Below are 20,217 nucleotides of genomic sequence, written 5' to 3'. Positions count from 1 at the left end.
CGCCGCGAGATCGAAAGGTTTCGCGGCGCTGCCGTATCGGGCGCCCGAAAGCCTTTCAGGAGGCGCGGCATCGCTTCGCGCCGGATAATGCGCCAAAAACAAGAGGCTAGAGATCGTCAGGCGAACCGGCATCCGCCGCCGCCGCTCTAGCCAAGGTCCGTCGAACATGCTGTAAGGTCGGTGCGATGAAGATATTGATTGTTGAAGACGATCTGGAGGCGGCAGCCTATCTCTCCAAGGCTTTTCGCGAGGCGGGCATCGTGCTCGACCATGCGAGCGACGGTGAAAGCGGCCTGTTCCTCGCCACCGAGAACAGCTACGACGTGCTGGTCATCGACCGCATGCTGCCGCGCCGCGACGGCCTGTCGCTGATCACGGAACTGCGCCGCCGCAACATCCACACGCCCGTATTGATCCTCTCCGCGCTCGGCCAGGTCGACGACCGCGTGACGGGCCTTCGCGCCGGCGGCGACGACTACCTGCCCAAGCCCTATGCCTTCAGCGAGCTTCTGGCGCGCATCGAGGTGCTCGGCCGCCGCAAGGGCACGCCCGAGCAGGACATGGTCTACCGCGTCGGCGATCTCGAGCTCGACCGGCTCTCCCACACGGTCAAGCGCGCCGGCCGGGAAATCCTCCTCCAGCCGCGCGAATTCCGCCTCTTGGAATATCTCATGAAGAATGCCGGGCAGGTGGTGACGCGCACCATGCTGCTGGAGAATGTCTGGGACTATCATTTCGATCCGCAGACCAATGTCATCGACGTCCATGTCTCGCGGCTGCGCTCGAAGATCGAGAAGGATTTCGACCAGCCGCTGCTGCGCACCGTGCGCGGCGCCGGATACATGATGAAGGACGAGGCGGCGGGCTGATGCAGCGTTTGCTCGGCCGGCTGACCGCCCTCTACCGCACCACGGCGGTGCGCCTGTCCGCGGTCTATCTCCTGCTCTTCGCCGCCTGCGCGGCCTTCCTCGTCTTCTACGTCTCCTCCATGTCGGAAGGCCTGCTGCAACAGCAGATGCGCGAAGCCGTGGGGCAGGAGAGCGAGCAGATCGAGCGCATCTTCGACAACAGCGGCATGAACGGCCTGCTGCGCACGCTGGAACGGCGCGCGCGCCAGCCGGGCGCCAATCTCTACATCATCGCCAGCCCCACCGGCGAGGTGCTGGCCGGCAATGTCGCCTCCATCCAGCCCGGCGTGCTCGACACGGAAGGCTGGACGGAAACGCCCTTCCGCTACCAGCGCTACCAGGAGGAGGCGCGCGGCAACAGCCGGCCGATGGCCTATGCGCAGGTCAACGTGCTGTCCAACGGGCTGCGCGTGCTGGTCGGCCGCGACCTCGGCGAGCCGGAGAATTTCCGCCGGCTGGTGCGCCAGGCGCTGATGGTGGCGCTCGGCGTCATGGGCGTCGGCGCACTCGCCATCTGGTACCTGATCGGCCGCAATGCGCTCCGGCGCATGGACCGCATGTCGGATGCCAGCCAGCGCATCATGGCCGGCGACCTCTCCCAGCGCCTGCCGACCAGCGGCTCGGGCGACGAATTCGACCGCCTGTCGGAATCGCTCAACACCATGCTGGGGCGCATCGAGAAGCTGAACGAGGGGCTGAAGCAGGTCTCCGACAACATCGCGCATGACCTGAAGACCCCGCTGACGCGCCTGCGCAACAAGGCGGAGGCGGCGCTGGCCGGCGGCGAGAGAGCCGATCATCGCGGCGCGCTGGAGGAGATGATCGGCGAATCCGACCAGCTCATCCGCACCTTCAACGCGCTCCTGATGATCTCGCGCGTCGAGGCGGGGCAGGCCCCGGCCGAAATGCGCGCCATCGACATCAGCGGCATCGCCCATGACAGCGCCGAGCTCTACGAGCCGGTGGCCGAGGATGCCGGCCTGACGCTCGTCACCGACATCGCCGACGGCATCGAGATCAAGGGCAACCGCGAACTCGTCGGCCAGGCGCTGGGCAACCTCATCGACAATGCGGTCAAATATGCCGAGGGCAGCGGCGGCGAGGCGGAGATCCGCGTAACCCTGGCAAGGCGGGACGGCGACGTGGTGCTTTCGGTCGCCGACAGCGGCCCCGGCGTGCCCGACGACAAGCGCGAGGACGTGGTGAAGCGCTTCGTGCGGCTCGACGCCAGCCGCTCCAAGCCCGGCACGGGGCTCGGCCTGTCGCTGGTCGGCGCGGTGATGGAGATGCATCAGGGCCGGCTGGAGCTGGACGCCACCCATCCCGAACGGGAAAACAATCGGGGGCTGACGGTGCGGATGGTTTTCCCCATCCCTGCGGACTGATACACCTCGTCAAAACGGCGAGGAGACATCATGAGCGTGACGGAAGCGACGCGGTTTTCCGATCTTTCGGCATCCCCGATCCGGCCCCTGAGCCAGACGGAAGTCAAGTCGGTGCTGTCCGACCTCAAGGACTGGGGCAAGGAACACGCCGCCATCGCCCGGCTTCTTGCCGGGGAGGGGCCGCTCAAGGATTTCATCGTCGCCGCCTTCACGCTCTCGCCCTATCTGCGCGACACCGCGCGCATCGATCCGCGCCTGCTCGCCCGCGCGCTGGACGAGCCGGTCCTGCCCGCCATCGAGGCGGCCATCGCCCGCGCCCGCGCCGCCTGGAAGGCGGAGGAGGGCGAGGTGACGGAAGCCATGCTGATGACGCGGCTGCGCGTCGCCAAGCGGGAGGTCGCCTTCTTCACCGCGCTTGCCGACCTTGCCCGCATCTTCGATGCGCGCCGGACCACCGCGCTGCTGACGGCGCTCGCCGAGGCGGCCACCTCGGCGGCCATCGACCACCTGCTGCTCTCGGCCCATGACAGCGGCAAGCTGAAACTGCCCGATCCCGCCCATCCGAGCGAGAAATCCGGCCTCATCGTGCTCGGCATGGGCAAGCTCGGCGCGGCGGAACTCAACTATTCCTCCGATATCGACCTCGTCGTCTTCTTCGACCCGATGGCCAATGTCGCGGTCGATCCGACCGAGACGGTCGAGACCTTCTCGCGCCTCGTGCGCCGCCTCATCCGCATCATGCAGGAGCGCACGGCGGACGGCTACGTCTTCCGCACGGACCTGCGCCTTCGGCCCGATCCCGGCGCGACGCCGCTCGCCATCTCCTTCGATTCGGCCATGCTCTATTACGAGGGCCGGGGGCAGAACTGGGAGCGGGCGGCCTTCATCAAGGCCAAGCCCATCGCCGGCGACCTCAAGGCGGGCGAGGCCTTCCTCAAGGGGCTGGTGCCCTTCGTCTTCCGCAAATATCTCGACTATGCCGCCATCGCCGACATCCATTCCATCAAGCGGCAGATTCATGTGCACAAGGGGCATGGCGAGATCGCCGTGAAGGGGCACAACGTCAAGCTCGGCCGCGGCGGCATCCGCGAGATCGAGTTCTTCGTGCAGACGCAGCAGCTGATTGCCGGCGGCCGCGTGCCGGCGCTGCGCCTGCGCGCCACCGAGCCCATGCTGCAGGAACTGGCCAAAGCGAACTGGATCGACGCGGCGACGGCCGAGGAACTGACCGAGGCCTACTGGTTCCTGCGCGATGTCGAGCATCGCGTGCAGATGGTGCGCGACGAGCAGAGCCATGTGCTTCCGGAGACGGAAGCCGAACTGAAGCGCATCGCCTTCATGCTCGGCTTTGCCGATACGGCCGGCTTTTCCGCGCGGCTGGTCGAGGTGCTGAAGACGGTGGAACGGCGTTATGCGGCGCTGTTCGAGCAGGAGGCGAAGCTTTCCTCGGAGACCGGCAACCTCGTCTTCACCGGCCAGAAGGACGACCCCGACACGCTGGAGACGCTGAAGCGCCTAGGCTTCGAGCGGCCGGCGGATATTTCCCGCACCATCCGCACCTGGCACTATGGCCGCTACCGCGCCACGCAATCGGTCGAGGCGCGCGAGCGGCTGACGGAACTGACGCCGGAACTGCTACGCGTCTTCGGCGAGAGCAAGCGGGCGGACGAGGCGCTGCTGCGCTTCGACAATTTCATCTCCGGCCTGCCGGCGGGCATCCAGCTCTTCTCGCTGCTCGGCAACAATCCGGCGCTGCTGTCCCTCATCGTCAACATCATGTCGTCGGCCCCGCGCCTTGCCGAGGTGATCGCGGCCAAACCCCATGTCTTCGACGGCATGCTGGATCCCGGCCTTCTCGCCGAACTGCCGACGCGGGCCTATCTTGCCGCGCGCATCGAGGGCTTCGTCTCCGGCGCAAGGCACTATGAGGAAATCCTCGACCGGCTGCGCATCATCGCCGCCGAACAGCGCTTCCTCATCGGCATCCGCCTCCTGACGGGTGCGATCACCGGCAAGCAGGCCGCGCGCGCCCTGACCCATGTCGCCGATCTCATCGTCGCGGCGGCGCTGAAGGCGGTGCTGGAGGAGATCGAGGCGGCGCATGGCAAGTTCCCCGGCGGGCGCGTGGCGCTGGTCGGCATGGGCAAGCTCGGCAGCTTCGAGCTGACCGCCGGCTCCGACATCGACCTCATCCTGCTCTACGACCACGACAGCGATGCCTTCGAGTCGGACGGCCCCAAACCCCTCGACAACATGAAGTACTTCATCCGCATCACCCAGCGGCTGATCGCGGCGCTGTCCGCGCCGACGGCCGAGGGCGTGCTCTACGAGGTGGACATGCGGCTCCGCCCCTCCGGCAACAAGGGTCCGGTCGCCACCCGCATCAACGCCTTTGCCAAGTATCAGGCGGAGGAGGCCTGGACCTGGGAGCACATGGCGCTGACCCGCGCGCGGGTGCTCTGCGGCGATGAAAGCCTGATGCAGGAGGCGGAGGCGATCTTCCGCTCGGTGCTCGGCCGCAAGCGCGAGACGGGCAAGGTCGCCAGGGACGTCGCGGAGATGCGCGACCTCATCGACAAGGAAAAGCCGCCGAAGGATATCTGGGACCTGAAGCTGATCCCGGGCGGCCTCATCGACATCGAGTTCATCGCGCAGTTCCTGGCGCTCGTCGCCCCCGCGCGCGGCGCGGCGCAGCCGGAAAAGGCCGTGGCGACGGGCGATGCGCTGTCGGTGCTGGGTGCGATGATGGACCCGAACGATCTCGACACGGTGCAGAAGGCGCTCGTGCTCTATACCGAGGTCTCGCAGATCGTGCGTCTCTGCGTCGATGGCGGCTTCGACCCGAAGGAAGCGCCGGCCGGCCTCGTCGACCTCGTCTGCCGGGCGGGCGACTGCCCGGACCTGCGCACGCTGGAGGCGGAAATCCGCCGGGTGTCGAAGGCGGTGCGCAAGATCTTCCAGGGCGTGGTGAAGGGGTGACGCCGCAGGGAGACATTCCGGTGAACGGGAATGTCTCCTAAAAGGGGATCATCCTTGCAGGCGGGTTTGCCTCAAGCTGCCGCCAGGTGCAGGGCCGCCAGCCGTTCACGGTCCGGGATGCGCACGGAGATGATCGTGCCCTTGCCCTCGATCGACTGGATGCGCATGGCGCCGCCATGCAGGTGCGCGAGCGAGCGGGAGATGGCAAGGCCAAGGCCGGAGCCGCCCTTGCTCTTGGCATACTGGCTCTGCACCTGCTCGAAGGGCTGGCCGATCTTCTGCAGCGCGGACTTCGGAATGCCGATGCCGGTATCGGCGATGGTCAGCGTCACCGCGCCGTCCACCCGGCGCGCGCGCACCTTCACCCGGCCGCCCTCGTTGGTGAACTTCATGGCGTTGGACAGGAGGTTCAGCAGGATCTGCTTCATGGCGCGGCGGTCCGCCACCGTGAAGAGATGGTCGGGGCAGGCTTCCTCGACGGTGATGTTCTTCTTTTCCGCCTGCAGCATGGTGAGGCGCATCGTCTCCTCGATTAGCGGCGCGAGATCGACCGTCTCGCAGCTGATGCGCATATGGCCGGCCTCGATCTTCGACATGTCGAGGATGTCGCTGATGACGTTGAGCAGGTGCTGGCCGCTCTCGTGGATGTCGCGGGAATATTCGCGGTACTTGTCCGAGCCGATGGGGCCGAACATCTGGTTCTGCAGGATTTCGGAGAAGCCGAGGATGGCGTTGAGCGGCGTGCGCAGCTCATGCGACATGTTGGCGAGGAATTCCGACTTGGCGCGGTTGGCCGCCTCGGCGCGGTCCTTTTCCGCCTGGTAATTGGCATTGGCGAGCGAAAGCTCGGTCTTCTGGCGCTCCAGCTTGGCGCGCGAGGCCGACAGGTCGCCGATGGTCGCCATCAGGCGGCGTTCGGATTCGCGCAGGCGCACCTGGTGGCGCTTCATCATGGTGATGTCGGTGCCGACCGAAACGAGGCCGCCGTCGCGGGTGCGCCGCTCGTTGATCTGCAGCCAGCGCTCGTCGGCGAGCTGCACTTCGCTGGTCTGCGACACGCCGGTGCCGTCCGCATCCGCGATGCGGCGCTCGATGACCGGGCGGGCCGCGGCGGCATGCACCGCCGCGCGCTCGATGCCCGGCACCAGCACGTCGTCGGGAAGGCCGTAGGCCTGCTGGTAATGCGCGTTGCACATGACGAGCCGGTCGTTCTTGTCCCACAGCACGAAGGCCTCGGACGTGCATTCGATGGCGTCGGCCAGACGCTGATCGGCCTCCTGGTAGCGCTGGGCCAGCCGGTGCTGCTCCGTCACGTCCATGGCGATGCCGATGATGTGCATGCGGCCGGAGGCCATGCGGATGAGCTGGGCGCGGGCGCGCAGCCAGACATAGTGTCCCTCGGCGTGGCGCATGCGGAACACCTGATCGACCTGCTTGGCCTCGCCGCGCGCGACGGCGCGGGCGACCTGGTAGATGCCGTCGTCGTCGGGATGCATCAGGCGCGCGGCCGCGCCGAAGGACAGCACGCTGTCGCGCGGCGGCATGCCGAGCATTTCATACATGGAGCGCGACCAGAACAGCCGCCGGTTGGCAAGGTCGAAATCCCAAAGGCCGCAGCGGCCGCGGGCGAGCGCCGTCTCCACCCGCAGGTTGGATTCGGCGAAGATCGCATCGGCATCGCGCGCGCGCTTGGCCTGGATGTAATAGGCGTAGAGGATGACGAGCAGGATGGCCGAAATGCCGGCGAACAGCGTGACGTTCAGCGCCACCTCGTCGCGCCACAGGGCGGCGAGCTGGCCGAGCGGATTGGCGACGACGATGAAACCGCCCTCTTTCGGCATCTGCACCAGCGCGGCGTAGTAATCCTGATCGCCGATGCGGGTGCGGAAGGCGCCGCCCGGTTCGCCGAAATACTGGCTGGCGGCAAGCTCAGGCGAAAAGCGCGCGAGCGACTGGCCGACATAGCGCGCCGCGGCCAGCGATGCGCCGAAGACATGGCCCTTCTCCTCGACGAAGAGAACGATGCCGCCCGGCTGCATGCGGTCCTGCGGCAGATGAAGGGAGAGCGCGGCCTCGGCCGCCATGCGGTCGGACTGCGCGAGGCTGTCGGCCATGGGGCCGGAAAACACCGCGCCCACGGCGATAGCCGTCAGCGAGGTCGCATCCTTGACGCTGGTATCCATGCGGTCATGTTCGACGATGATGCCGACCATGCGCGAAATGCCGACCACGAACAGGAAGGCGATGATCAGGATCGGTATCGACCGTTTCAGCACGGGCTCGGCCCGTGTCAGATGCCGTGCGGCAGGTCCGGCGAAAATCTTCGCCTGGCCCGTCAACTCATCTTCCCAGGCCGCCATTCCCGGAAATCTGAGACGAGTCCACCCGCCGGATGCGCGTCCTCGTTGCGCGTCCGCCATAGTCTTCAAACCTTGTACCCTCTCGCGATTCGGCGCGCCGCTCGCCCGAATCTGCCCTAATGAATCAATTGTGATTCGGCTTGTCCATAGGAAATGGTAAAAGTTTTTTAACCATTTCTTATGGTTGGGATTTTGCATCCCGGGCGGCTTGCGGGCGGCGCGGACCCATCTCCGTTTCCCGCCATTCCTTCAGCATCGCCGCGCGACGACGCGGATAACGTGCATCCAGCAGCGTGAGCGCCTGCATGCGGTCGGTGCGGAAATGCCGGTAGCCCTGCCGCCATTCGCACCAGGCGACGAGCATGCGCGTCTCCTCGAAATAGCCGAGCGCCACCGGCCAGACGGTGCGTTCCGAGGCGCTGCCCGCCCCGTCGGCATAGGCAAGGTGGACCTTGCGCTCCCGCCGGATGGCCGCCCGCAGCACGGTGAGGTCGACGATTTCGCTGTCGACGATCTTGCGCGGCCCGACCAGCAGCGCGGTGTTTTCCAGTTCGTCCCTGAGGTCCGCCGGCAGCACCGCCGAGATCTTGGCGAGCGCGTCGCTCGCCGCCTTCGTGACCGGCGTGTCGGCGAATTTCTGCACCCAGCGGAAGCCGAGCATCAGCGCCTCGAGTTCGCCTTGCGAGAACATCAGCGGCGGCAGCATGAAGCCGGGGCGCAGCACATAGCCGACGCCCGGTTCGCCCTCGATATCGGCGCCCTGCGCCTGCAGGGTGGCGATGTCGCGGTAGAGCGTGCGGATGCTGACGCCAAGTTCCCCGGCAAGGGTGGAGCCGCTCACCGGATGGCGGTGGCGGCGGAGGATCTGGAGCAGGCTGAGCAGTCGTTCGGATCGGGCCATGGCACGCTACTGCCACTTTTTGGCAGTGGTGTCGCCTAGGGTCCTCCCGTCACGGCAAACGAAAGGACGATCCGATGATCTCTCCCAACCTTCTCATCCTCTATGTCGGGAACCCCGCCGCAAGCGGCCGTTTCTACGAGGCGCTTTTCGAGCGCGCGCCGGTCGCCCAGTCGCCGGGCTTCGTCGCGTTCCGTTTCGACAACGGCCTCGGCCTTGGCCTGTGGGCGACGACGGCGAACGATTTCGTCTCCGCCGGCACCGGCAACCGCTCGGAGATCGCCATCGTCGTGGACGAGGACGCCGAGATCGATGCCCTCCATGAAAAATGGAAGGCGGCCGGCGTCACCATCGAGCAGCCGCCGTTCACGGCGGTCTTCGGCCGCACCTTCGTGGCGCTGGATCCGGATGGTCACCGGATCCGCGTCTGCCCGCCGGACAAGTGAGGAGGGAAGGGCTCAGCCCTTCAGCATGCGCTCCACGATGTCGGAGACGTCGGAGGAGAGCTTCTCGCCCGCAGCGATGGCGCGCAGCGCGTTGCGGGCGTGATCCGAGCGCACCTCTTCCAGCGCCCGCCAGGAGCGCATGGAGGTGAGGATGCGGGCCGCGAGCTGCGGGTTCTTGGGATCGATCTCCAGGATCTGGTCGACCAGGAACCGGTAGCCCGCGCCGTCCGCCCGGTTGAAGCCGGTCGGGTTGGAGAAGGCGAAGGTGCCCACCAGCGCGCGCACGCGGTTGGGGTTCGTCTTGTTGAAATGCGCGCTTTCCATCAGCGCCTTGACGCGCCCCAGCGCGCCGTCGCCCGGAATGGTCGACTGGATCGAGAACCACTTGTCGAGCACCAGCGCATTGTCGGCAAAGCGCGTGCGGAAGGTTTCCAGCGCCGCCGCCGTCTCCGGCGCGTCGGGGAAACGATGCGCCAGCACGGTCAGCGCCGCGCTGAGATCGGTCATGTTGTCGGCGGCCGCGAAGGCTTCCGCCGCGCGGACCGGATTGCCGTCGGCGACGGCGAGATAGGCGAGCGCCGCATTGCGCAGCGCGCGGTGGCCGGCGCTCGTCGCATCCGGCGTGAAGGCGCCCTCGGTGCGGCGGCTGTCGAAGAGCTTTGCGAAGACGGACGGATCGCGGTTGGCGATGAAGGCGAGCACCGCTTCGCGGCCGGTGCGAATGGCGTCCGGGTCGTTGTTGCTGCCGAGTTCGCGGGCGATGTCGGATTCCGACGGCAGCGCCAGCGCCTGGGCGCGGAAGGCGGGTTCCAGCGTCTCGTCGCCGGCAATGGCGATCAGCGTGTCGGCAAGGACCGGGTTCGTTTCGACCGTTTCGCCCGCGCGGGCCTTCCGGGCGGCGTCGACGAGGTTCGGCAGGGCAAGGTCGTTCAGGGCCTGCCAGCGGGCGAAGAGGTCGCTGTCGTACCGGGCGATATGGGCAAGGTCGGCCGGCGCCTGCTCGAAATGCAGGTTGATCGGCGCGGAGAAGCTGCGGTTGAGCGAGACGACGGGGCGCGAGGCGATGCCCGAGAAGGTCACCGTCTGGCGGCGCTCCTTCAGGTGCAGCACGTCGCCGGTCACCTCGGCGCCGCTGACGGCAGAGGGCGTCGCCTCCGTGCCGTCGGCGGACAGGAGCCCGAAGCGCAGCGGAATGTGCATCGGCTCCTTGGTGCTCTGGCCGGGCGTCGGCGGGATCATCTGTTCCAGCGACAGGGTGAATTCGCCCTTCGCCTGGTCGTAGCTGGAGGAAAGGCTGACCAGCGGCGTGCCCGCCTGGTGATACCAGCGCGAGAACTGGCCGAGATCGGTGCCGCTGACCTCCTCGAAGCACGTGACGAAATCCTCGATCGTCGCGGCATCGCCGTCATGACGTTCGAAATAGAGGTCCATGCCCTTCTTGAAGCCGTCCTTGCCGAGGATGGTCGCGATCATGCGCGTGACCTCGGAGCCCTTCTCGTAGACGGTCGTCGTGTAGAAGTTGTTGATTTCGCGGTATTTGACCGGGCGGACGGGATGGGCGAGGGGGCCGGCATCCTCGGGGAACTGCTCCGACTTCAGGTGGCGCACCTCGGCGATACGCTTGACGGCGCGCGAGCGCTGGTCGGCGGAGAATTCGTGGTCGCGATAGACCGTCAGGCCTTCCTTGAGGCAGAGCTGGAACCAGTCGCGGCAGGTGACGCGGTTGCCGGTCCAGTTGTGGAAATATTCGTGGGCGATGATCGCCTCGATATTCGCATAGTCCTGGTCGGTCGCCGTTTCCGGGTCCGCGAGCACGTATTTGTCGTTGAAGACGTTGAGCCCCTTGTTCTCCATGGCGCCCATGTTGAAGTCGGAGACGGCGACGATCATGAAGATGTCGAGGTCGTATTCGCGGCCGAAGACCTCTTCGTCCCATTTCATCGAGCGCTTCAGCGCGTCCATGGCATAGGCCGCGCGCGCTTCCTTGCCGTGCTCGACATAGATCTTCAGCGTCACCTCACGCTCCGACATGGTCGTGAACGTGTCTTCCACCACGCCGAGATCGCCGGCGACGAGCGCGAAGAGATAGGAGGGTTTCGGGTGCGGATCGAACCAGGCGGCGAAATGCTTGCCTTCGCCATAGCCGGCGCCGCCGAGGAAGTTGCCGTTCGACAGGAGCAGCGGGCAGCTCGCCTTGTCGGCGATGATGTTGACCGTGTAGACGGCGAGCACATCCGGCCGGTCGGGGAAATAGGTGATGCGGCGGAAGCCTTCGGCCTCGCACTGCGTGCAGTAGACGCCGTTGGTGCGGTAGAGGCCCATCAGCTGCGTGTTGGCTTCCGGATTGATCAGCGTCGTGATCGTGATCTCGAAGGGCTCGGATGCCGGCAGGTCGCGGACCGTCAGGCTGTCGGGCGTCGCGTCGTAGCGGGCGGCGTCCATTTCCATCTGGTCGAAGAGCAGGCCCGTCATGACGAGTTCGTCGCCGTCGAGCACCAGCGGCGCGGCAAGGTCGGCGCCTTCGCGGCGGTGGAAGATCAGGCGGGCCTCGACCTTGGTCTCCGTGGGATCCAGTTCAAAGGTCAGGTCGACGCGTTCGAGAACGAAGTCAGTCTGGCGATAGTCTGCCAGATGGATGATCCGGCCGTTCTCTGTCCGCATGGAAATGTCCTGCTCTTTGCCGCCCGGTTTCCGTCCCTTCCGTGCAGGATAGGGCGGATCGCCGGGACGGTCTGCCCCCAAGTTCCACGAATAGATATGCGTCTTCGCTTAACATCTCATTTCCACGGCGGGCGGGGAAACAGAAATTTGTGCCGTTCCGGCACGGCGTTCGTCTTGACGGTCCGATCAAAAATATCCGCGACGCATCACCAGAATTCATCCCATCCCGTCAGCGATCCCGCTAGACTTGCAATCTTCTGAATCGGATCTCCGATCTTCTCAACGCCTGAATGCCACGGCCCGCCGGCCGTGCCGAGTTCCCGCATGGACATGCAATCGCCCAATCCCATGAAAGGGATTTTCCTCAAGGTCGCGTCGGTCGTGATCTTCCTGTGCATGTCGACGCTCATCAAGGCGGCCGGCAGGGAAATTCCGGCAGGGCAGATCACCTTCCTGCGCTCGGCCTTCGCCATGGTGCCGATCATCGTCTTCCTCGGCGTGCAGGGCCAGTTGCGCGACGCCTTCCGCACCAACGACATCTTCGGCCATTTCAAGCGCGGCTTCGTCGGCATCCTGTCCATGGGCTGCGGCTTCTATGGCCTCGTACACCTGCCGCTGCCCGAATCCATCGCGCTCGGCTATGCCCTGCCGCTCGTCACCGTCGTCGTCGCCGCGCTTTTCCTGAAAGAGCGGGTCGGCCCCTATCGCTGGTGCGCGGTGCTGATCGGGCTGGTGGGCGTCGGCATCATCAGCTGGCCGCGCCTGACGCTGTTTCGCGAGGGCGGCTTCGGCTCCTCGGAGGCGATGGGCGCGCTGGCGATGATGGCCTTCGCCGTGCTCGGCTCCTTCGCAATGGTGCTGGTGCGCAAGCTGGTGCAGACCGAGCGCACGCCCACCATCGTGCTCTATTTCTCGCTCTTCGCCTCGGTCTTCTCGCTCGGCACGCTGCCCTTCGGCTGGATCGATCTCGGCTGGACCGGGCTCATCATGATGGCGCTCGCGGGCTTTTGCGGCGGCATCGCGCAATTGCTGCTGACGGCGAGTTACCGCTATGCCGACGTCTCGACCATCGCGCCGTTCGAATATACCTCGATCGTGTTCGGCCTCATCGTCGGCTATGTGCTGTTCGACGACGTGCCCACCAGCACCATGCTGACGGGCACCGCCATCGTCGTCAGCGCCGGCATCTTCGTCATCTTCCGAGAGCACCGGCTCGAACTGAAGCGCCGCGCCGAGCTGCGGCACCACACGACGCAGGGCTGAGAGGCTCTCAGCGCCAGTCCGGCGTCGTCGTGTCCTCGATGCGCTCGTCCGTCACGCTGTCGGGCTGGAGGGCCGCGGCGGCGGCGTCAGCGCCGAGCGGCTGGGCCGTCATCGCCTGGAAGTCCGTCTTGGCGACGAGGCCGTCATTGGCCTCGCGGCGGCTGATGCGCCAGGCGGCATAGGCGCCGTAGAGCAGGAAATAGACCGCAAGCACCACGAAGAGCGAGCCCGGCCCGAATCGGTCCATGACCGGGCCGACCATCAGCGGGCCGGAAATCGTGCCGACGCCGTAGACGATCATCATGCCCGAGGAGACCTCGACATATTCGTCGGGCTGGGCGCGGTCATTGGCATGGGCGACGTTGAGCGCATAGATCGGGAAGATCACCGAGCCGACGAAGGCGGCGACGATATAGAGCAGCACCGGCGGCCCGCCGGCGACGAAGGCCATGGCAAGGCAGGCGAGCGTGCCGACGATGCCGCAGGCGACCATGACGAGGCGGCGGTCCATGCGGTCGGAGGCGCGGCCGATCGGGATCTGCGACAGGGCGCTGCCGACCAGCACGGAGGCGAGCAGCGTCGCGCCCTCGGCCGTCGAAAGGCCGCTGCGCTGGGTGAAGACGCCGCCGAGATTGAGCCAGGCCCCCGAGAGCGCGCCGGCAAGGAAGGCGCCGACGACGGCGACCGGCGAGCGCCGGTAGAGCCGCTGAACGTTGAAGCGGGCCTGCGTCGGCGGGGCGGGCAGCGGCGAGGAGGTGAGCGCCGTCGGCAGCAGCGCGACGGAGAAGATGATGCCGCACAGGATGAAGAGCGAGGTGTTGGAGGGATCGCCGAGCGGCACGAGATATTGCCCGCCGATCGTGCCGACCATGGTGGTGATCAGATAGATCGAGAAGACCGAGCCGCGGTTCTCGTTCGTCACCCGCTCGTTCAGCCAGCTTTCGATGATGAGATAGCTGCCGGAAATGGCAAAGCCTGATATGGCGCGGAACAGCATCCAGGCCCGCCAGTCGACGACAAGCGCGCAGAGCAGGATGGCGATGGCGAGCAGCGTGATCAGCGCGACGAAGACCCGCACATGGCCGACGAGCAGCACGAATTTCGGCGTGACGATGCAGGACAACGTGAAGCCGATCGTATAACCCGTCGCGATCATCGAGATCGTCTGCGTCGACCATCCCTCCGCGACCGCGCGCACGGGCACGACATAGCTTTGCAGGCCGAAGGCCACCATCATCAGAAGGGTGGACAGCATCAGGCTCAGGATGGAGACAAGGCTCGCCAGCATGGAAGGCTCCGGGGAGAGGGGCATTCGGTGAAGTGTCGCTCTATTGCGACGGCCGCGCCCTGTCCACAGCGACAGCGGCTGGCGTAAACCAGAAAGCCCGCCGGAAGGCCGAACCCACAGGAATTTCAGGAGAAGGGTGCCAGAAAGGCATGCCGGGGAAAGGCCGGACAGGACGAACCGGGGACGGGGCGTCGGAGCGCTTCCGCCGGAGGGCGCGGAAGAATGAAGAGGGAAGGCGTCCTGCCTTCCCACGATGGGCATTCTGGTCGCGGCCGGGTCAGGGCCGATCCCGTCTCGGTTGGGCCGCCTCAGTTGGGCAGGAAGGCATTGAGCGGGTCGCGGCGCTGGACGGCGTCGCGCGGCAGGGACGCCAGCACGGAATATTCCCGGGCGGCGTTCACGGCGGCGCGGATATCGGCGATGTCGGACATCAGCTTGCGGATATGGGCCATGGCGTGCTCCTGGATGGTTCGATGGGCGGCGCGGATGCGCCGTTCCGTTCAGCGGGTGATGAAGTCGGAGAAGAGCTGAGCGGGGCGGTTGATGCGGGCAAAGCCGGCGGCCGTGAGCTGCTCGTTGGCCGGGGCAGCGATGCCGCCGAAGCCGCGGCCGGTGCGAAGACCGGAATGGCGGAGCGTCTCGAAGCTCGAATGGATGGGCCGAAAGCGGGCGGTCATGGGTCGTTTCCTTAAACTCTGTCCCTCCCGTGGTCTTATATTGCGCCGCAGCATTGATTTTGCAATGCGACATTCTGCCCGGCAGATATGTTCAATCTGCATGGCTGATGAAATATTTTGTTCATGCTCAAGGCAATTTGGCGGCACGTATTTTACTGCCTGAAAAGTGGCAGAAGATAAGTGTTTGAAAATATTGAATCCGCCTTGGCGGATCAGCCGTTCAGCCCTGCACGAAAAGCAAGCAGGTCCTGCCAGGCGAGCCGTTTGCTGATCGGCGCCGTGACCAGATCCTGCGGGTGCAGCGTGGCAAAAGCCGGGACGGAGCGGCCGGCAACGGCGATTTCACGCCATTCCCCGCGCAGTTGATGGATCGTATCGGCCGAGCGGAACAGGAATCGCGCCGCGAAATTGCCGAGCACCAGCAGGTGATTCGGTTCGGCGAGCGCGATCTGGCGTTCGATGAAGGGCCGGCAGATATCCGCTTCGCGCTGCGAGGGCGGGCGGTTGCCCGGCGGACGCCAGGGCACGATATTGGTGAGCAGGAGATCGGCACGGGACAGCCCGATGCCGGCGAACATGCGCTCCAGCATCGCGCCCTGCCGGCCGGAAAAGGGCTGGCCATCGCGGTCGTCGTCGGCGTTCGGCATGGCGCCGATCACCATGACGGAGGGTTTCGCCTTGCCCTCGGCAAAGACGAGGCAGCGCGCGCTGGTCTTCAGGTTGCAGCCGTTGAAGGCCTCCATCGCCGTGCGCAATTCCTCCAGCGAGCGGGCGCTGCCGGCGGCGAACTCCGCTTCGGCGACGGCCTGGCTATCGGGGATCGCCACGGTCGGCATGGCGGGGGCAGGGGCAGCGGCGCGGGGCTGCTCCTGCCGCGTGGGCGCCTGCCGGGTGCCTTGCTGCGGATTGGGCTGCTGCTGGCCAGACTGTTGCTGAAATGCGGGCGGCGCTTCGCGCTCGGCGGGCATGCCGCGCGCCGCGCGCATCGCCTCGAACTCGGCGAAGCGGTCGACCGCCTCTTCCTCCAGCAGCCATTCCACGCCCGCATCCGCATAGAAATGCAGGAGCGAGCGCAGTTGCGCGGGGTGAAGGTCTCGGGCGGCGTTCATGGCCTTCACCCTATCGGAGCCGGCCGCGCGAGGAAAGCGCCAGAGTCATTCGGTCCACCTCGCGATGCCCCAAATCACGATGCCCCGGCTCACGACGCCCATGTCGCGATGTCGTCGCTCTCGCCGATCAGCGCCAGACCGTGGGCGATGGAGAGCAGTTCGCCGCCGCTTTCGATCTTTCCGGCGTCGAAACGGCGGGTGAAGATGCGCCGCACCGCCGGCACGAAGGAGGTGCCGCCGGTGAGGAACACCTTGTCGACCGCGCCGGGCGCGGTGTTCGTCTTTTCCAGCACCTCGTCGAGCGCGCCTTCGATGCGTGCGAGGTCCGGGGCGATCCAGGTCTCGAAATCGGCGCGCTTGACCGCCTTGCGGCCGGCTGCCCCGAGCGGCGCGAAGTGGAATTCCGCCTCGTCGGCGGCCGACAGCGCCATCTTGGTGGCCGAGATCGCCTGATAGAGCGGGTAACCCTCGTCATGCTCGACGAGGTCGATGAAGAGTTCCAGCTTTTCCGGCTCCAGCGCCGAGCGGACCAGCGACTTCAGGTCGTTGAACTCGCGCGTCGTCTTGAAGATCGACAGCTGGTTCCAGCGGGCGAAGTTGGCATAGTAGCCCGAGGGCACTTCCAGCACCTTGTCGAAGCTCTTGAAATGCGTGCCCTTGCCGATCTCCGGCGCGACGAGATGTTCGATCATGCGGGAATCGAAATGGTCGCCGGCGATGCCGACGCCGGAATGGCCGATGGGCGTCGCCTTCAGGCGGCCCGCCTCCCGCTCGAAGCGGATCAGCGAATAGTCCGTCGTGCCGCCGCCGAAGTCGGCGACGAGCACGGTGGCGTCGCTCTTCAGCGTCTGGGCGAAGTAGTAGGCGGCGGCCACGGGCTCGTAGACATAGTGGATTTCCGGAAAGCCGAGCTTGGTCAGCGCCGCATTGTAGCGTTCGAGGGCGAGCGCCGGGTCGGGGCTGGCGCCGGCGAACTGCACCGGCCGGCCGGTGACGATGCGCGACACCTCCGCCGGCCAGTCCGCGCCGGCATAGGCCTTCAGGCGCCGCAGAAAGATTTCCATCAGGTCGTCGAAGGAATGCCGGCGCGCGAAGATCAGCGTGCCCTGGAAGAGGGCGCTGGCGGCAAAGGTCTTGATCGACTGCAGGAAGCGGCAATCGCCGGGATTGTCGATGAACTGGCGGATGGCCGCCTGTCCGGCCTCGACCTTCAGCGCCTGCGCGCCGACGAGCGGATCCTTCATGAAGGACAGCGCCGTGCGCATCGTGTCGGTGGTGCCGACGCTGCTTTCGAAATGCATGGAGCGTGTGTCCACGCCGCCGGTGGAAAGCGCGAGAACCGTGTTCGTCGTGCCGAAGTCGAGCCCGAGTGCCCGTGCCATCGCCGTGCCCCTTTGATCGTAAAATTGTGTTGAAACGCCGCTGAAAGCGTCGCGCGAAAGGGCGCATCGCATGCGCTCCGGAAAGAAGAGGGCGCGAAATGGCACAGGCGCGGGGGAATGGCAAGGGGGCTTGCCGTCCCCCGCCGGTGGTTCAGACGGCCCGCGGTCCGTTCAGGCGGCTCATTGTCCGTTCAGACGGCCCATTGTCCGTTCAGACGGAGTGCGCGGCGCCCCCGTCACAGCGCACGAGGCTGCCGGTGACATAGCTTGCCGGCGCGCTGCACAGGAAGGCGGCCGTGGCGGCGAATTCCTCGACGGTGCCGTAGCGGCGGGCGGGGATCGCCTTTTCCGAAGCGGTCTTCACCTCCTCGACGCTCCGGCCGCTGCGTTCGGCCGCGGCGGCGTCGAGGCTCTTCAGCCGGTCGGTGAAGATGCTGCCGGGCAGCAGCATGTTGCTGGTGACGCCGTATTGCGCCACCTCGGTGGCGAGCGTCTTCGACCAGCCGGCGAGCGCCGGGCGCAGCGTGTTGGAGAGCGCCAGGCCCGAGATCGGCTCGATGACGCCGGAGGAGGCGACGGTGAGGATGCGGCCCCAGCGCTGCTCCTTCATGCCGGGCAGCAGCCGGTTGGTGAGGGTGATGAGGCGCAGCACCATGGACTGGAAATAGGTGGTCAGCTTTTCCTCGCTCATGTCCTCGGTCGAGCCCGGCGTCGGCCCGCCGGAATTGTTGACGAGGATGTCGATGCCGCCGAGCTTTTCCGCGACGGCCCGGACGACCGTCTCGACGAAACTGTCCGCGCCGAGGTCGGCCTCGACCCAGTCGGCCCGGCCGGGACCTTCGGCATTGATGGCGGCGCAATTGGCCGCCAGCGTTTCGGCGCTGCGCCCGCACAGAAGCACATGCGCGCCCTCGCGGGCGAGCGCGACGGCGATGCCCTTGCCGAGGCCGCGCGAGGAGGCGAGAACGAGCGCGCGTTTGCCGGTGATGCCGAGATCCATGACGATATCCTCAAATGTGCGGGCTCAATCGGCCCGGAAGGGCACCTTGCCCGGGTTGAACAGGTTGTGCGGGTCGAGCGCGGCCTTGATCGCCTGCGCCGCCGCCCGGCGGGCGGGGTTGCCGTAGGTCAGGTAGGCCCGGCGTTTCTCCAGCCCGACGCCGTGCTCGGCGGAAAAGATGCCGCCGCAGTCCGCGACGCCGCCATAGACCGCGTCCTCGATGGGCGCCTTCATGGCGGCTGCCGCCGCGCCGTCGCCGAAAACGGAAATGTGCAGATTGCCGTCGGCGATATGGCCGTAGACATAGGCGTCGAAGCCCGGATCGATGGCCTTCAGCCGCGCGCCGAGATCCGCGACATAGGCGTCGAGCGCGCCCGACGGCACGGAGACGTCGAAGGAGGGGGCGGCCGGATGCAGGCGATAGATGAAGTCGCTTTCCTCCCGCAGCGCCCAGAAGCGGCGGGCCTGGTCGAGCGAGGCGGCGACGATGCCGCTGGTCAGCGCCTGAGCCTCCCAGCATTCGGCAAGTCCGTCCTCCAGCGCGGTGCGCGCCTCTTCCTCGCTGGCGGCGGAAACCTCCATCAGGAGAACGGCGGGCGTCTCGCCGTCCAGCCAGTCGAGATCGAAGCCGCGCTCGCGGGCGCTGTCGCGGAAAAAACCAGCCCACATCAGTTCCGCGCCTTCGAGCTGCAGGGCGGGCCGGGCGCGGACATGGGCGACGAGGGCGAGCGCGGCGGCGGCGCTCGGCACGCCGACAAGCGCGGTGGCGCGCATCGCATTGACGTTTTCCAGCTTCAGCACGGCGCGGGTGACGAAGCCATAGGCGCCCTCCGAGCCGATGAGAAGCTGCTTGATATCCGGGCCGGCGCTGACCTTCAGCACCTGCGTCAGGTCGCTGAACAGGCTCCCTTCCGGCAGCACGGCCTCGATGCCGAGCACCTGATGGCGCATCACGCCGTTGCGGAAGGCCAGAATCCCGCCGGCATTGGTGGCGATCATGCCGCCGATGGTGGCGCTGCCGCGGGCGGCAAGGTCGATGCCGGGCGCAAGGCCGAATTCCGCCGCGGCCTCCTGCAGGGCCTGCAGGGTCACGCCCGCGCCCACGGTGGCGGTGCGGGCGAGGGGATCGATCGCCTCGATGCGGTTGAGCTTCGCGGTGGAGACAATGAGCTCGCCCGGCCGGCTGACGCCGCCGCCGACGAGGCCGGTGCGCCCGCCCTGCGGCACGACCGGCACGCCGTTTTCCACGCACCAGCGTATCACGGCGGCGGCGGCCTCGGGCGTTGCGGGCTGCGCCATGGCGCCGGCGCCGAAATTGTCGGGATGCTCGCCGGGGTGCCGCTCGCCCAGCCGCTCGCTTCCGACAAGGTGGAGTTCATCGCCGAAATCGTTCAAGTCGCGCTGCAGCGATCGGATAATCTCGGACATCGGGTTGGGTCTCTCCGGTTGGCTCGCAGCAATGGGTAGTCCCGGCCGCAGCCGGAATCAAGCAAGCAGCCGAAGGGCATCCCGACAATCGCCGGACAGGCGTCCAGCGGTCGGTTGACGTTTACGTTAAAGTCAATAAACTCGCGAACCTATCATGAGGTCATGCGCAAAAGCGGGGAAAGTCTGTCGCAGAACGGCTCGACAAGATTTCCGGTATTTGTCATGACAGGTCGACCTGAGGGACTTTCCGCGGCTTTTGAGGGGTTGCGGGGTGGAGAGAAGAATGAGCGAACAAATGGAACTCCCCGAACGCGAGAGCATGGAATTCGACGTTGTGATCGTCGGTGCGGGGCCGGCCGGCCTTTCGGCGGCGATCCGGCTGAAGCAGGTCAATCCTGACCTGACGGTCGTCGTGCTGGAAAAGGGCTCGGAA

16 protein-coding genes are annotated in these 20,217 nt (G+C 66.5%); 6 read left to right on the top strand and 10 right to left on the bottom strand.

Features of this window, described 5'->3' with window-relative positions:
* The first annotated feature begins 185 nt into the window (after positions 1-185).
* Genes V8U06_RS25040 through V8U06_RS25030 form a run of 3 tightly spaced genes read left to right on the top strand, consistent with a single transcriptional unit; the run spans position 186 to position 5,272 of the window.
* Positions 186-869: a response regulator transcription factor gene (locus V8U06_RS25040; protein ID WP_226919893.1), complete on the top strand. Its 684-nt coding sequence runs from the start codon at positions 186-188 to the stop codon at positions 867-869.
* The gene (locus V8U06_RS25035; RefSeq protein ID WP_427142993.1) at positions 869-2,293 is read left to right on the top strand and encodes a sensor histidine kinase; all 1,425 of its coding nucleotides are present in this window, start codon (positions 869-871) and stop codon (positions 2,291-2,293) included. The genes V8U06_RS25040 and V8U06_RS25035 overlap by 1 nt, the downstream gene beginning before the upstream one ends.
* Before the next feature lie 30 nt (positions 2,294-2,323).
* On the top strand, positions 2,324-5,272 hold the full coding sequence (locus V8U06_RS25030; RefSeq protein ID WP_427142992.1) for a bifunctional [glutamine synthetase] adenylyltransferase/[glutamine synthetase]-adenylyl-L-tyrosine phosphorylase: 2,949 nt from the start codon (positions 2,324-2,326) through the stop codon (positions 5,270-5,272).
* 71 nt (positions 5,273-5,343) lie between these two features.
* Here V8U06_RS25030 and V8U06_RS25025 read toward each other — a convergent pair whose 3' ends face one another.
* Complete coding sequence (locus V8U06_RS25025; protein ID WP_427142991.1) at positions 5,344-7,701, bottom strand: PAS domain-containing sensor histidine kinase; 2,358 nt, start codon at positions 7,699-7,701, stop codon at positions 5,344-5,346.
* Between the two features lie 109 nt (positions 7,702-7,810).
* Positions 7,811-8,533: a helix-turn-helix transcriptional regulator gene (locus tag V8U06_RS25020; protein WP_427142990.1), complete on the bottom strand. Its 723-nt coding sequence runs from the start codon at positions 8,531-8,533 to the stop codon at positions 7,811-7,813.
* A gap of 74 nt (positions 8,534-8,607) precedes the next feature.
* On the opposite strand from V8U06_RS25020, the gene V8U06_RS25015 reads away from it, so the two are divergent.
* Positions 8,608-8,976 (top strand): VOC family protein, encoded by a 369-nt coding sequence (locus tag V8U06_RS25015; protein ID WP_226919888.1) that lies wholly within the window; start codon positions 8,608-8,610, stop codon positions 8,974-8,976.
* A gap of 12 nt (positions 8,977-8,988) precedes the next feature.
* On the opposite strand, the gene pepN is transcribed toward V8U06_RS25015, so the two are convergent.
* Positions 8,989-11,637 (bottom strand): aminopeptidase N, encoded by a 2,649-nt coding sequence (pepN, locus tag V8U06_RS25010; RefSeq protein ID WP_427142989.1) that lies wholly within the window; start codon positions 11,635-11,637, stop codon positions 8,989-8,991.
* Between the two features lie 324 nt (positions 11,638-11,961).
* Here pepN and V8U06_RS25005 point away from each other — a divergent pair, with 324 nt between their 5' ends.
* Complete coding sequence (locus V8U06_RS25005) at positions 11,962-12,900, top strand: DMT family transporter (RefSeq protein ID WP_427142988.1); 939 nt, start codon at positions 11,962-11,964, stop codon at positions 12,898-12,900.
* Between the two features lie 7 nt (positions 12,901-12,907).
* On the opposite strand, the gene V8U06_RS25000 is transcribed toward V8U06_RS25005, so the two are convergent.
* From V8U06_RS25000 to V8U06_RS24970, 7 genes are all read right to left on the bottom strand, one after another.
* Positions 12,908-14,188 carry an MFS transporter gene (locus V8U06_RS25000; protein WP_427142987.1) on the bottom strand — a complete coding sequence of 427 codons (1,281 nt, stop codon included), beginning with the start codon at positions 14,186-14,188 and terminating at the stop codon, positions 12,908-12,910.
* Between the two features lie 308 nt (positions 14,189-14,496).
* Positions 14,497-14,640, bottom strand: a complete 144-nt coding sequence (locus V8U06_RS24995) for a hypothetical protein (RefSeq protein ID WP_427142986.1) — start codon at positions 14,638-14,640, stop codon at positions 14,497-14,499.
* A 48-nt stretch (positions 14,641-14,688) separates the two neighbouring features.
* Positions 14,689-14,865 carry a hypothetical protein gene (locus V8U06_RS24990; protein ID WP_226919883.1) on the bottom strand — a complete coding sequence of 59 codons (177 nt, stop codon included), beginning with the start codon at positions 14,863-14,865 and terminating at the stop codon, positions 14,689-14,691.
* A 212-nt stretch (positions 14,866-15,077) separates the two neighbouring features.
* Positions 15,078-15,974: a uracil-DNA glycosylase gene (locus V8U06_RS24985; protein WP_427142985.1), complete on the bottom strand. Its 897-nt coding sequence runs from the start codon at positions 15,972-15,974 to the stop codon at positions 15,078-15,080.
* 89 nt (positions 15,975-16,063) lie between these two features.
* Entirely contained in the window at positions 16,064-17,356 is a 1,293-nt protein-coding gene (locus tag V8U06_RS24980; RefSeq protein WP_427142984.1) for an Hsp70 family protein, read from the bottom strand.
* Between the two features lie 211 nt (positions 17,357-17,567).
* The gene (locus tag V8U06_RS24975) at positions 17,568-18,356 is read right to left on the bottom strand and encodes an SDR family oxidoreductase (RefSeq protein ID WP_427142983.1); all 789 of its coding nucleotides are present in this window, start codon (positions 18,354-18,356) and stop codon (positions 17,568-17,570) included.
* Between the two features lie 24 nt (positions 18,357-18,380).
* Positions 18,381-19,784 (bottom strand): FAD-binding oxidoreductase, encoded by a 1,404-nt coding sequence (locus V8U06_RS24970; protein WP_427142982.1) that lies wholly within the window; start codon positions 19,782-19,784, stop codon positions 18,381-18,383.
* 283 nt (positions 19,785-20,067) lie between these two features.
* Here V8U06_RS24970 and V8U06_RS24965 point away from each other — a divergent pair.
* Positions 20,068-20,217: FAD-binding protein (locus tag V8U06_RS24965; protein ID WP_427143043.1), on the top strand; the 150-nt coding region annotated here is incomplete at its 3' end.

This window comes from Shinella sp. G-2, from assembly GCF_050172695.1.
Lineage (GTDB): Bacteria > Pseudomonadota > Alphaproteobacteria > Rhizobiales > Rhizobiaceae > Shinella.
Note: the sequence above shows the minus strand (reverse complement) of the source record. Positions and strands in the feature narration are given on the sequence as shown.

What these genes read in the sequence shown, in the direction of transcription:
- V8U06_RS25040 (WP_226919893.1), top strand. Translation starts at nt 186, where the DNA reads ATGAAGATATTGATTGTTGAAGACGATCTGGAGGCGGCAGCCTATCTC.
- V8U06_RS25035 (WP_427142993.1), top strand. Translation starts at nt 869, where the DNA reads ATGCAGCGTTTGCTCGGCCGGCTGACCGCCCTCTACCGCACCACGGCG.
- V8U06_RS25030 (WP_427142992.1), top strand. Translation starts at nt 2,324, where the DNA reads ATGAGCGTGACGGAAGCGACGCGGTTTTCCGATCTTTCGGCATCCCCG.
- V8U06_RS25020 (WP_427142990.1), bottom strand. Translation starts at nt 8,533, where the DNA reads ATGGCCCGATCCGAACGACTGCTCAGCCTGCTCCAGATCCTCCGCCGC.
- V8U06_RS25015 (WP_226919888.1), top strand. Translation starts at nt 8,608, where the DNA reads ATGATCTCTCCCAACCTTCTCATCCTCTATGTCGGGAACCCCGCCGCA.
- pepN (WP_427142989.1), bottom strand. Translation starts at nt 11,637, where the DNA reads ATGCGGACAGAGAACGGCCGGATCATCCATCTGGCAGACTATCGCCAG.
- V8U06_RS25005 (WP_427142988.1), top strand. Translation starts at nt 11,962, where the DNA reads ATGGACATGCAATCGCCCAATCCCATGAAAGGGATTTTCCTCAAGGTC.
- V8U06_RS25000 (WP_427142987.1), bottom strand. Translation starts at nt 14,188, where the DNA reads ATGCTGGCGAGCCTTGTCTCCATCCTGAGCCTGATGCTGTCCACCCTT.
- V8U06_RS24995 (WP_427142986.1), bottom strand. Translation starts at nt 14,640, where the DNA reads ATGGCCCATATCCGCAAGCTGATGTCCGACATCGCCGATATCCGCGCC.
- V8U06_RS24990 (WP_226919883.1), bottom strand. Translation starts at nt 14,865, where the DNA reads ATGACCGCCCGCTTTCGGCCCATCCATTCGAGCTTCGAGACGCTCCGC.
- V8U06_RS24985 (WP_427142985.1), bottom strand. Translation starts at nt 15,974, where the DNA reads ATGAACGCCGCCCGAGACCTTCACCCCGCGCAACTGCGCTCGCTCCTG.
- V8U06_RS24980 (WP_427142984.1), bottom strand. Translation starts at nt 17,356, where the DNA reads ATGGCACGGGCACTCGGGCTCGACTTCGGCACGACGAACACGGTTCTC.
- V8U06_RS24975 (WP_427142983.1), bottom strand. Translation starts at nt 18,356, where the DNA reads ATGGATCTCGGCATCACCGGCAAACGCGCGCTCGTTCTCGCCTCCTCG.
- V8U06_RS24970 (WP_427142982.1), bottom strand. Translation starts at nt 19,784, where the DNA reads ATGTCCGAGATTATCCGATCGCTGCAGCGCGACTTGAACGATTTCGGC.